The sequence below is a fragment of the Phytobacter sp. V69 genome, assembly GCF_965644215.1.
Lineage (GTDB): Bacteria > Pseudomonadota > Gammaproteobacteria > Enterobacterales > Enterobacteriaceae > Phytobacter.
In genome coordinates this window covers 1-11,312 of the sequence record NZ_CBFFRL010000164.1, presented here as the reverse complement: position 1 = coordinate 11,312, position 11,312 = coordinate 1, and the positions used below count along the sequence as shown (strand labels likewise).

11 protein-coding genes are annotated in these 11,312 nt (G+C 54.8%); 7 read left to right on the top strand and 4 right to left on the bottom strand.

Annotated elements, in window-relative coordinates:
* Window positions 1–70: 70 nt before the first annotated feature.
* Window positions 71–643, bottom strand: coding sequence for an elongation factor P-like protein YeiP (yeiP, locus tag ACSZPU_RS19315; protein ID WP_499002092.1), 573 nt, complete (start codon window positions 641–643; stop codon window positions 71–73).
* 145 nt (window positions 644–788) lie between these two features.
* On the opposite strand from yeiP, the gene ACSZPU_RS19310 reads away from it, so the two are divergent.
* Complete coding sequence (locus tag ACSZPU_RS19310; protein ID WP_499002090.1) at window positions 789–1,043, top strand: YkgJ family cysteine cluster protein; 255 nt, start codon at window positions 789–791, stop codon at window positions 1,041–1,043.
* Between the two features lie 2 nt (window positions 1,044–1,045).
* Here ACSZPU_RS19310 and ACSZPU_RS19305 read toward each other — a convergent pair whose 3' ends face one another.
* Both ACSZPU_RS19305 and ACSZPU_RS19300 read right to left on the bottom strand, forming a co-directional pair.
* Window positions 1,046–2,104, bottom strand: coding sequence for a bifunctional transcriptional activator/DNA repair enzyme AdaA (locus tag ACSZPU_RS19305; protein ID WP_499002088.1), 1,059 nt, complete (start codon window positions 2,102–2,104; stop codon window positions 1,046–1,048).
* Window positions 2,088–2,864: an isocitrate lyase/PEP mutase family protein gene (locus ACSZPU_RS19300; RefSeq protein WP_499002097.1), complete on the bottom strand. Its 777-nt coding sequence runs from the start codon at window positions 2,862–2,864 to the stop codon at window positions 2,088–2,090. Before ACSZPU_RS19300 ends, ACSZPU_RS19305 begins: the two co-directional genes overlap by 17 nt.
* A 395-nt stretch (window positions 2,865–3,259) precedes the next feature.
* Here ACSZPU_RS19300 and fruB point away from each other — a divergent pair, with 395 nt between their 5' ends.
* From fruB to ACSZPU_RS19270, 6 genes are all read left to right on the top strand, one after another.
* Entirely contained in the window at window positions 3,260–4,390 is a 1,131-nt protein-coding gene (fruB, locus tag ACSZPU_RS19295; RefSeq protein ID WP_499002086.1) for a fused PTS fructose transporter subunit IIA/HPr protein, read from the top strand.
* A complete protein-coding gene (fruK, locus tag ACSZPU_RS19290) occupies window positions 4,390–5,328 on the top strand; it encodes a 1-phosphofructokinase (protein ID WP_499002084.1) in 939 nt (312 codons plus the stop codon). Before fruB ends, fruK begins: the two co-directional genes overlap by 1 nt.
* Before the next feature lie 15 nt (window positions 5,329–5,343).
* Window positions 5,344–7,032: a PTS fructose transporter subunit IIBC gene (gene fruA, locus ACSZPU_RS19285; RefSeq protein ID WP_499002083.1), complete on the top strand. Its 1,689-nt coding sequence runs from the start codon at window positions 5,344–5,346 to the stop codon at window positions 7,030–7,032.
* Between the two features lie 299 nt (window positions 7,033–7,331).
* A complete protein-coding gene (locus ACSZPU_RS19280; RefSeq protein WP_499002081.1) occupies window positions 7,332–8,267 on the top strand; it encodes a pseudouridine kinase in 936 nt (311 codons plus the stop codon).
* Window positions 8,260–9,195, top strand: a complete 936-nt coding sequence (locus ACSZPU_RS19275) for a pseudouridine-5'-phosphate glycosidase (protein WP_499002078.1) — start codon at window positions 8,260–8,262, stop codon at window positions 9,193–9,195. Before ACSZPU_RS19280 ends, ACSZPU_RS19275 begins: the two co-directional genes overlap by 8 nt.
* Window positions 9,196–9,291: 96 nt before the next feature.
* The gene (locus tag ACSZPU_RS19270; RefSeq protein WP_499002077.1) at window positions 9,292–10,542 is read left to right on the top strand and encodes a NupC/NupG family nucleoside CNT transporter; all 1,251 of its coding nucleotides are present in this window, start codon (window positions 9,292–9,294) and stop codon (window positions 10,540–10,542) included.
* 54 nt (window positions 10,543–10,596) lie between these two features.
* Here ACSZPU_RS19270 and yeiL read toward each other — a convergent pair whose 3' ends face one another.
* Window positions 10,597–11,244 carry a transcriptional regulator YeiL gene (yeiL, locus tag ACSZPU_RS19265; RefSeq protein ID WP_499002095.1) on the bottom strand — a complete coding sequence of 216 codons (648 nt, stop codon included), beginning with the start codon at window positions 11,242–11,244 and terminating at the stop codon, window positions 10,597–10,599.
* Window positions 11,245–11,312 lie beyond the last annotated feature (68 nt).

Below are 11,312 nucleotides of genomic sequence, written 5' to 3'. Positions count from 1 at the left end.
GTCATGATAATAGGGCCTTCTGATTAGAAGGCCCTATTATCAATGATTTTTATCCTCGTGACGACACTATCTAGTCAGCGCGGCCCATATAGCGGCTTTCTTCGATATGAATGCGAATTTTCTCGCCTGCGCTCAGGTATTCTGGTACCTGAACGACCAGACCGGTGCTCAGGGTGGCCGGTTTGTTACGGGCACTTGCTGACGCGCCTTTGATGCCCGGTGCAGTTTCAACAATTTCCAGATCAACGGTCTGTGGCAGTTCCAGCGCCAGCAACTGGCCGTCCCAGGTCAGAACCTGCATGTCCGGCATGCCGCCTTCCGGAATATACAGCAGCTCTTCTTCGATTTGTTCTTTGGTGAAGATATACGGGGTGTAATCTTCTTTATCCATGAACACGTATTCATTGCCATCAACATAAGAGAAGTCAACGAAACGGCGGGTCAGGGTCACGGTATCGACGATATCGTCGCCTTTAAAACGCTCTTCGACTTTCAGACCGGTGCGCACGTCGGAGAAACGCATTTTATAGAGGGTCGCTGCGCCGCGGGCGCTCGGTGACTGAATATCAATATTCTTAACAATCAGCAGCTTGCCGTTGTAGTTCAGCACCATACCTTTCTTAATTTCGTTCGCTCTTGGCATCAGTGGGATCCTGTGAATTAAAAATAACGAAAATATCGCGACAAAGTACCCGCGAGGGCCTTTACAGGCAAGTGGAATCGCTGAGTTTTGCGTTTGGCGGGGAAAACAGGTAGTTTGGCGGCCAGCCCAACAGAGAGTCGTTATTATGGAATGCCGTCCGGATTGTGGAGCGTGCTGTATCGCCCCGTCCATTTCAAGCCCCATCCCCGGTATGCCACAGGGCAAGCCGGCCAATACACGCTGCGTACAGCTGGCCGACGACTATAAATGTAAAATCTTCGGCTCCCCGCTACGGCCAAAAGTCTGCGCCAGCCTGCAACCGAGCCCAGGCATGTGTTTCAGCCATCGGGATGCGGCCATGACTTTTCTGATTAACCTGGAAGCCGCGACCGCGCCTTAATGCTATTCAGCGCTGTGCTGATATTTCGCTTCATGTTCCAGCAACCACTGTTTACGCGCGATACCGCCACCGTAGCCGGTCATTGAACCGTCCTTGCCGATGATCCGGTGGCAGGGAATGACGATGGCGATACGGTTAGCGCCATTGGCGCTGGCAACCGCCCGCACGGCCTTCGGATTGCCAATCTGTTGTGCCAGCATGCCGTAATGACTGACCCCGGCATAACCCACCTCACGCAAGGCTTGCCAGACCTGCTGCTGAAAGGTGGTACCCGGCGCATCCAGCGCCAGGGTAAATATCTGCCGTTCACCGGCAAAATATTCACCTATTTCCTTTACTGCTTGCCGGGTATGTTCATTCTCTCCGGCGATGATCCGCGCAGCAAACATACGCTGAATGTCGCTGAACTCGGTTTCCAGCGCCCGTCGGTCGACAAATTCCAGCAGGCAGACGCCGTTTTCCGTCGCGCACACGAACATCGGGCCGAGTGGCGTGGTGAAGCGCTGAATAACGATAGCCTGCGCGCGATGCGTGGGGGCGTGGCCGGTCAGTTTTTTAAAGGTATAGCCAAAGCCACTTAGCGAATCATAGCCGCTGTCATAGGCGGTCTCGATAGCCTTGCGGCCTGATTTCAGTTCCTGCATCGCCGTGTTGACCCGCAGCATGCGCTGGTACGCCTGGAAGGTCATGCCGTGGTTCTTGATAAACCAGCGGCGTATGGTCTCCGGACTGATACTGTGCTCGCGTAACTGCGCATCGCTGACTTTGACGCTACCCGACGTCCGCAATAATGCCAGCGCCTGTTCGACGGCTGGCGGTGCGGTAAAGGCGTTCTCCGTCGGGCGGCAGACTTTACACGGGCGGAAACCGGCGGCCAGCGCGGCGGAGAAGTCAGAGTAAAACAGGACGTTTGCACGCTTTGGCTTACGTGCCCGGCAGGTCGAAATACAAAATACGCCGGTCGTCTTTACGCCGACAAAAAAGCCCCCCGCATAATCCGTTGCCCGCGCCAGCAGCACCTGGTACCAGATATCACAGGTTGATTCATCTTGTTGCTGCATGGGCAAACACCGCGTCAAAAGAGTGAGCTTTTACAATATCAGCAAACAGTGCTTGTATGCCGCTTTGTGCTGTCTGATGGAGAAAATCACCCATCGAAATACGCTTCGCGCCCAGTGCTTTCAGTTCCGCAAAGTCCGGCAACGTTGGCATACACATAACGTTGAGCGGTACGGGAATGGCTGCGGCAATGGCTGAAATATCCGTCGGTTGCGTCACACAGGGCACAAACAGACCATCGGCTCCGCTTTGCGCATACAGCTTTCCGCGAGCCAGCGTTTCAGCCAGCGCGTTATCGACACCCAGCAGGAAGGTGTCCGTGCGGGCATTAATAAACAGACTGCACTTTTCATCCGCAAAGCGCTGGCGAATGGCGTTCAGCAGTGACGCAAATTCAGCTGCATCCTGCAATACGCGATTGCCCTGCTGAACGCGGCTGTCTTCCAGGTTAACACCGGCAATACCGAGTTCAGCCAGCGCGAGCAGGTTGTCGATGATCTGTTCGTGGCTGTCACCATAGCCATACTCCATATCAACTGTCAGCGGCAGGGAGCAGCACGCCCGCAAACGGACGACCATGTGGCGGAGTTCTGCAAAGCTGATGCCGTCGCCATCGGCGTAGCCATACATCGCGGCAATGGCGGCGCTTGAGGTGCCAATAGCCTTATAACCCGCGGCCTGCGCGGCTCTGGCGCTGGAGACATCCCAGGCATTCGCAATCAGTAACGGCGCTTCTTGTTGGTGTAATAGGGCGAAATTCATCATCACATTCCTCTGTTAAGTGGCGTCTTAACGGTATCGATAAGGCATGACCCGCAACAACCGAAAAACGGACACGTATTTTTTTCTTCCTGGATCCCTGTCTTTTTCTGTTCACAACAACGGAACATCATTTCAACGATACCGTCATGCTGATGGGTGCTGAATGTTGCATGAAATTGAGGTCAGCTTTGTTCAGCAAAAAGGGAATTCAGGGATAGAAATGTGCAGTAGATCGTAATTTTGCGATCAAATATGAGACTTTTCTTGATTGCTGAAGCGGAAAGGTCAAGACTTCGCGAAACGTTTCAGCGTCATCTTGTTTTCAACACATTTCAGGGTGGCGCATTATTTCTCAAGTTAGCTGAAACGATTCAGTTCAGCAGGGGAGGATTCACATGTTCCAGTTATCCGTTCAGGACATCCATCCGGGCCAGCAGGCCGGGACAAAAGAAGAGGCGATTCGTCAGATTGCCGCCGCATTAGCAGAAGCAGGCAACGTCGCCGGTGGCTATGTTGATGGCATGCTGGCGCGTGAGCAGCAGACATCGACTTTCCTTGGCAACGGGATTGCCATTCCTCACGGCACGACCGATACCCGTGACCAGGTGCTGAAAACTGGCGTGAAAGTTTTCCAGTTCCCGCAGGGCATTCTCTGGGGTGAAGGCCAGGTCGCTTACGTTGCTATTGGTATTGCCGCCAGCTCCGATGAACACCTGGGCCTGCTGCGTCAGCTGACCCACGTCCTGAGCGATGATTCCGTTGCTGTCCAGTTGCAATCCGCGACCACGGCTGAAGAGCTGCGTGCGCTGCTGATGGGCGAACAGCAGGTCGCGTCACTGAAACTGGATAACGACACCCTGAGCCTGGACGTTGTCGCCAGTGATCTGGTGACGCTGCAGGCGCTGAACGCCGCACGCCTGAAAGAAGCGGGTGCGGTTGATGCAATCTATGTAGCACGCGCCATTAACGAACAGCCGCTGAACCTCGGTCAGGGTATCTGGCTGAACGACAGTGCGCAGGGCAACCTGGCAAGCGCGGTAGCTGTCAGCCGTGCGGCGAAAGCATTTGATGTCAACGGTGAAAGCGTTGCGCTGCTGGTGAGCGTGGCGATGGCTGACGACCAGCCGGTTGCCATCCTCAAACGTCTGAGCGACCTGCTGCTCGACAATAAAGCTGACCGTCTGGTAAGCGCAGATGCCGCAACCCTGCTGGCGCTGCTGACCAGCGATGACGCTATCGCTGACAACCTGCTGACCGCCGAGTTCGTTGTACGTAACGAGCACGGCCTGCATGCCCGTCCGGGCACCATGCTGGTGAACACCATCAAACAATTTACGAGCGAAGTGACCGTTGCCAACCTCGACGGTACCGGTAAATCCGCCAATGGCCGCAGCCTGATGAAAGTGGTCGCGCTGGGCGTGAAGAAAGGTCACCGTCTGCGTTTCACCGCGCAGGGCGATGATGCTGAACAGGCGCTGAAAGCGATTGGCGATGCCATCGCTGCCGGTCTGGGGGAGGGCGCATAATGAGCAGACGTGTAGCCACCATCACCCTGAACCCTGCCTATGATCTGGTGGGATTCACCCCGGAAATTGAACGCGGTGAAGTGAACCTGGTTCGCACCACCGGCCTGCACGCGGCGGGTAAAGGCATCAACGTGGCCAAAGTCCTGAAAGATCTGGGCATCGACGTAACCGTTGGCGGCTTCCTGGGTAAAGACAACCAGGACGGTTTTCAGCAGTTGTTCAGCGAACTGGGCATTGCTAACCGTTTCCAGGTTGTACAGGGCCGTACCCGTATCAACGTCAAGCTGACGGAAAAAGACAGCGAAGTTACCGACTTCAACTTCTCCGGCTTCGAAGTGACGCCGGCAGACTGGGAGCGCTTCGTTGCCGATTCTCTGACCTGGCTGGGTCAGTTCGACATGGTGTGTGTCAGCGGCAGCTTGCCATCGGGGGTGAGCCCGGAAGCTTTCACCGACTGGATGACGCGTCTGCGTAGCCAGTGCCCGTGCATCATTTTCGACAGCAGCCGCGATGCGCTGGTTGCCGGTCTGAAAGCGGCACCGTGGCTGGTTAAACCTAACCGTCGCGAGCTCGAAATTTGGGCCGGCCGCAAGTTACCTGAATTGAAAGATGTGATCGACGCGGCGCATGCGCTTCGTGAACAAGGAATTGCCCATGTGGTTATTTCACTGGGCGCGGAAGGGGCGTTGTGGGTTAACGCTTCTGGCGAATGGATCGCCAAACCGCCGTCAATGGAGGTGGTAAGCACCGTTGGCGCAGGGGATTCAATGGTTGGCGGTCTGATTTATGGTCTGTTGATGCGAGAGTCCAGTGAACATACGTTGCGCCTGGCCACTGCCGTGGCAGCACTGGCCGTTAGCCAGAGCAATGTAGGTATTACCGATCGTACCCAGTTAGCCGCGATGATGGCGCGTGTTGACTTAAAACCCTTTAACTAACAGCAGGAGAGCATAATGAAAACGCTGCTGATAATTGATTCTGAACTCGGTCAAGCTCGCGCATATATGGCAAAAAGCCTGTTAGGCGCAGCGGCACAAAAAGCGAATTTGCAGTTTATCGACAATCCTGGCGAAGCTGAACTGGCGATCGTTCTGGGTTCTCGCGTACCGGCTGACAGCGCGCTGAACGGCAAGAAAGTCTGGTTGGGCGACATCAATCGCGCGGTGGCGCATCCGGAACTGTTTTTAAGCGAAGCGAAGAACCACGCGTCCGCTTACACCGCTCCGGCGGCGGCACCTGCGACTGCCACCAGTGGTCCGAAACGTATTGTGGCTGTCACCGCATGTCCGACCGGCGTTGCGCACACCTTTATGGCTGCTGAGGCCATTGAAACCGAAGCGAAAAAACGCGGCTGGTGGGTGAAAGTAGAAACACGCGGCTCTGTTGGCGCGGGCAACGCGATTACGCCGGAAGAAGTGGCGCAAGCCGATCTGGTTATCGTGGCCGCAGACATCGAAGTGGACCTGGCGAAATTCGCTGGCAAACCGATGTACCGCACTACCACGGGTCTGGCACTCAAGAAAACGGCACAGGAATTAGACAAGGCGCAGGCCGAAGCGAAACCGTATCAGCCGAGCGGCAGCACGCAGTCTGCCGGTAGTGAAGGTAAAAAAGAGAGCGCGGGCGCCTATCGTCACCTGCTGACCGGTGTGTCTTACATGCTGCCGATGGTGGTTGCCGGTGGTCTGTGTATCGCACTGTCCTTCGCCTTCGGTATTACCGCATTTAAAACGCCGGATACGCTGGCTGCCGCGCTGATGCAAATCGGTGGTGGCTCCGCGTTTGCCCTGATGGTTCCGGTACTGGCGGGTTACATTGCGTTCTCCATCGCTGACCGTCCGGGTCTGACGCCGGGCCTTATCGGCGGTATGTTGGCCGTGAGCACCGGTTCTGGCTTTATCGGCGGTATCATTGCGGGTTTCCTTGCCGGCTATCTGGCGAAAGCCATCAGTAAAGGCGTTAAGCTGCCGCCAAGTATGGAAGCGCTGAAACCGATTCTGATCATTCCGTTGGTCTCCAGCCTGATTGTTGGTCTGGCGATGATCTACCTGATCGGTAAACCGGTTGCGGGCATCCTGGCAGGTCTGACGTCCTGGCTGCAAACCATGGGTACGGCGAACGCCGTTCTGCTGGGCGCAATCCTCGGTGGCATGATGTGTACCGACATGGGTGGTCCGGTGAACAAAGCGGCATATGCCTTTGGTGTTGGCCTGCTGAGTACCCAGACTTACGCCCCGATGGCGGCCATCATGGCAGCCGGTATGGTGCCACCGCTGGCGATGGGTTTGGCGACCATTGTTGCGCGTAAGAAATTCGATAAAGGGCAGCAGGAAGGGGGCAAAGCGGCGCTGGTTCTGGGTCTGTGCTTTATCTCCGAAGGTGCGATTCCGTTTGCTGCACGTGACCCGATGCGTGTTCTGCCGTGCTGTATCGCCGGTGGCGCACTGACCGGTGCCATCTCCATGGCGATTGGCGCGAAACTGATGGCACCGCACGGTGGTCTGTTCGTTCTGCTGATTCCGGGTGCAATCACTCCGGTTGTGGGTTACCTGCTCTCCATCGTCGCAGGCACCCTGCTGGCAGGCCTGGTCTACGCGTTCCTGAAACGTCCGGAAGGCGAAGCCGTTGCCAAAGTGGCATAACTGATTCTTTGAATGACGAAGGGCCGGGAAACCGGCCCTTTTTTTATTTCCCCGCCTTCTGTGCCCTGTCTCTCATTTCTTCATCTTGTTACAGTCACAATTTCCTTAAAATTGTGATGGCTCCCATATCTATTCACTCTTCTCCCGCCCGGCGTATTTACTTTACTCAAATCCGGCATAACATAAACATGTGTTCAAAAATAAACACGTGCTCCAATAAGGGTTTCGCCACCAGCAAATAAATGAATTGTTGTTTCGACGATCTCATTGATATGGCATTTCTTGCCAGAGGGCGTTTTATGCGTAAAAAGGATTATATAATCACTGTTGGTTCCGCCAATATGGATGTGGCTGGTTATTCTCATGGTGTATTGAATTACGCGGACTCCAACCCGGGGAAAATAAAATTCACGCCGGGTGGCGTGGGGCGTAATATTTCACAAAACCTGGCCTTACTGGGAACAGAGTCCTGGTTACTCACCGCCGTGGGTGACGATTTTTATGGTCAGTCTTTGCTGAATCAGACCAGCCTGTCAGGCGTACGAGTGGAAAAATGCCTGATTGTTCCCGGTGAAAATACCTCGAGCTATTTATCGTTACTGGATAATACCGGCGAAATGCTGGTAGCCATAAACGATATGAATATTACCGACCATTTATCCGCTGATTTTCTGGCAAAACATCTCGATTTTATTCGCGAAGCCAACGTGATTGTTGCCGACTGCAATATCAGCGAAGACGCACTGGCCTGGCTGCTGATGAATGCAGGTAGTACGCCCGTTTTCGTCGACCCGGTATCGGCCTGGAAATGTGTGAAAATCCGCGACTGGCTGGGACAAATTCATACCCTAAAACCCAACCGTCTCGAGGCCGAAACGCTGAGCGGCATTACGCTCTCCGGGCGCGATGACGTGGTAAAGGTTGCCGAATGGTTTCATGCCCATGGCTTACAGCGACTGGTACTGAGCATGGGTGGCGACGGCGTCTACTACAGCGAGCACGGTGGCGTAAGTGGGTGGTCACCTCCGATTAAAACCCAGGTGGTCAATGTCACCGGAGCAGGTGACGCCATGATGGCGGGTCTGGCAGCCTGCTGGGTGGAAGGGTTTTCATTTATCGATTCGGTCCGTTTTGCTCAAGGCTGTTCGTCCATGGCTCTGGCATCCGAGTATACCAATAATCCTGACTTATCTTTTTCAAAAGTCACATCGCTAGTGGAGAAACAAGATGTCTGAATTAACACTTTCCCCTGAATTACTGCATATCTCTGCGGAAGTAAAAGACGCGCTGGAAAATAACAAACCGGTTGTGGCACTGGAATCGACAATTATTTCTCACGGTATGCCGTTCCCGCAAAATGCGCAAACGGCGATTGAAGTCGAAGAGACTATTCGTAAGCACGGTGCGGTTCCGGCGACTATAGCAATTATTAAAGGCGTGATGAAAGTCGGCCTGACGAAAGACGAAATTGAATTATTAGGCCGTGAAGGGCATAGCGTAGCGAAAGTCAGCCGTCGCGATTTACCCTTTGTAGTCGCTGCTGGATTAAATGGCGCAACCACAGTTGCATCCACCATGATTATTGCCGCACTGGCCGGTATTAAAGTCTTTGCGACGGGCGGTATTGGTGGTGTTCATCGCGGTGCCGAACATACGTTTGATATTTCCGCCGACTTACAGGAGCTGGCGCATACCAATGTCACCGTAGTTTGTGCGGGGGCGAAATCTATTCTCGACCTCGGCCTGACGACTGAATATCTGGAAACCTTCGGCGTGCCGTTAATTGGTTATCAGACCAAATCACTGCCGGCGTTTTTCTGCCGTACCAGTCCGTTTGAGGTCAGCATTCGCCTGGACAGCGCCAAAGAGATCGCCCGCGCGATGGCGGTGAAATGGCAGACCGGCCTCAACGGTGGTCTGGTGGTGGCGAACCCGATCCCGGAACAGTTTGCGATGGCGGAAGAGAACATCAACGCCGCTATCGACCGGGCGGTGAAAGAAGCCGAAGAGCAGGGTGTGGTCGGGAAAGATAGCACGCCGTTCCTGCTGGCGCGCGTGGCTGAATTAACCGGCGGCGACAGCCTGAAATCAAACATTCAACTGGTGTTCAGCAACGCCGTGCTGGCATGTGAAATCGCAAAAGAGTACCAACGTCTCGCATAACCCAGACGCGGGCAGCGAGCGGTCGCCCGCAGGGATATCAGACATACCAAAACCTGGCGTTTACGCCGGGTTTCCTGGCATGAAGGGAAAATCATTATGGATATAATGAGAAGTGTTCTGGGTATGGTGGTATTACTGGCCATCGCTTTTCTGCTGTCAGTAAATAAAAAACGCATCAGCTTACGTACCGTCGGTGCGGCACTGCTGCTGCAAATCGCTATCGGTGGGATCATGCTCTATTTCCCTCCGGGCAAATGGCTGGTTGAGCAGGCGGCGTTGGGCGTACACAAAGTGATGTCCTACAGCGATGCGGGCAGCGCCTTTATTTTCGGGTCGCTGGTCGGGCCGAAAATGGATGTGCTGTTTGACGGTGCCGGGTTTATCTTCGCCTTCCGCGTGCTGCCGGCGATCATCTTCGTCACGGCACTCATCAGCCTGCTTTACTACATCGGCGTGATGGGGCTTTTGATCCGCGTTCTGGGTGGGATTTTCCAGAAAGCGCTGAACATCAGCAAAATCGAATCGTTTGTTGCCGTGACCACGATCTTCCTCGGGCAGAATGAAATCCCGGCCATCGTGAAACCCTTTATTCATAAGCTCAACCGCAACGAGCTCTTCACCGCGATCTGTAGCGGGATGGCATCCATTGCCGGGTCGATGATGATCGGTTACGCCGGCATGGGGGTGCCGATTGACTACCTGCTGGCGGCGTCATTAATGGCGATCCCGGGTGGTATCCTGTTTGCCCGTATGCTGAGCCCGGCCACCGAAGCCTCTCAGGTCACGTTTGAAAACCTTTCTTTCACCGAAACACCGCCAAAAAGCATTATTGAAGCGGCGGCTGCGGGTGCGATGACCGGGCTGAAAATTGCCGCCGGTGTGGCAACCGTGGTGATGGCGTTTGTGGCGATCATTGCGCTGCTGAACGGCATTATTGGTGGCGTCGGCGGCTGGTTTGGTTTCGGCAACGCGACGCTTGAAGGGATCTTTGGTTATGCGCTGGCACCGCTGGCGTGGATCATGGGCGTGGACTGGCATGATGCGACGCTGGCCGGTAGCCTGATTGGGCAAAAGCTGGCGATCAATGAGTTCGTGGCCTACCTCAACTTCTCTCCGTATCTGCAGGCGGGCGGTACGCTGGACGTCAAAACCATCGCCATTATCGCGTTTGCGCTGTGCGGCTTCGCCAACTTCGGTTCCATTGGCGTGGTGGTTGGGGCGTTTTCCGCGATTGCCCCCCAGCGTGCGCCGGAAATTGCCCAACTCGGTATGCGGGCGCTGGCGGCGGCAACGCTTTCTAACCTGATGAGTGCCACCATCGCCGGGTTCTTTATCGGCCTTGCCTGAGTCAACGGCGCGTCAGATTTCACTGGCGCGCCCCTTCGTTTTTACCCCAACCATTCAATGAAGCAGCGCGGCAAAATTGTGCTCAGGGTCCATTTCCATGGCCAGCGCGGTCAGCGCCTTTCTGTTGCGGATAACGTAGCCCGACTTCTGTTTTGCCAGGATACCGTCGTGCGCCAACTGGGCGATGACGTACAGCAGGTGTCGATAGGTCACCCCCATATACTCCGCCGCCTGAGTGTGCTTTTCGCGATAGATGTCGCCGTGCTGGGTTAATAAAATAAACGCCGCCAGACGGTTTATTAGCGGGAAGGATTGATTCTGGGTTAACGAGACAATATTCCGGTAGTTCTTGTGACTCAGTGAAATACAGAGATCGCGCAGAAAAACGGCGTCATTCAATAACTGCGGGCGGAACTGCTTCATCGGCAGCGCCAGGCACCAGCACTCTTCGATCGCCTGGACGTCGCGCGGCTCGTGGTTTTTATCGACCAGCTCAATCTCGCCGATAAAGCAGGGGGCACCAAAAAAATCAATCAACGACACCCGGCCATTCGGCAATGTGGCATAAAGCTTGGCCCTCCCGCGGGCGAGATAAAACAGATGCAGCGGCTGGCTTCCCTCTTTCACAATATAATCCCCGGCAACCACATGAAAGAGTCGGGTATCGGCTAAAACGTCGCTGGAAAAATGTGATTCGCGAATTCAGATAATAAGTGCAACGCTCGGACATGATTGTGGAGAGTGTAGGAGGAAGGGTTAACTACCGATAA

Bases quoted from the DNA above. Each gene is read 5' to 3' on its own strand.
- ACSZPU_RS19305 (WP_499002088.1), bottom strand. From the start codon at position 2,104: ATGCAGCAACAAGATGAATCAACCTGTGATATCTGGTACCAGGTGCTG.
- fruB (WP_499002086.1), top strand. From the start codon at position 3,260: ATGTTCCAGTTATCCGTTCAGGACATCCATCCGGGCCAGCAGGCCGGG.
- fruK (WP_499002084.1), top strand. From the start codon at position 4,390: ATGAGCAGACGTGTAGCCACCATCACCCTGAACCCTGCCTATGATCTG.
- ACSZPU_RS19275 (WP_499002078.1), top strand. From the start codon at position 8,260: ATGTCTGAATTAACACTTTCCCCTGAATTACTGCATATCTCTGCGGAA.
- fruA (WP_499002083.1), top strand. From the start codon at position 5,344: ATGAAAACGCTGCTGATAATTGATTCTGAACTCGGTCAAGCTCGCGCA.
- ACSZPU_RS19310 (WP_499002090.1), top strand. From the start codon at position 789: ATGGAATGCCGTCCGGATTGTGGAGCGTGCTGTATCGCCCCGTCCATT.
- ACSZPU_RS19280 (WP_499002081.1), top strand. From the start codon at position 7,332: ATGCGTAAAAAGGATTATATAATCACTGTTGGTTCCGCCAATATGGAT.
- ACSZPU_RS19300 (WP_499002097.1), bottom strand. From the start codon at position 2,864: ATGAATTTCGCCCTATTACACCAACAAGAAGCGCCGTTACTGATTGCG.
- yeiP (WP_499002092.1), bottom strand. From the start codon at position 643: ATGCCAAGAGCGAACGAAATTAAGAAAGGTATGGTGCTGAACTACAAC.
- ACSZPU_RS19270 (WP_499002077.1), top strand. From the start codon at position 9,292: ATGGATATAATGAGAAGTGTTCTGGGTATGGTGGTATTACTGGCCATC.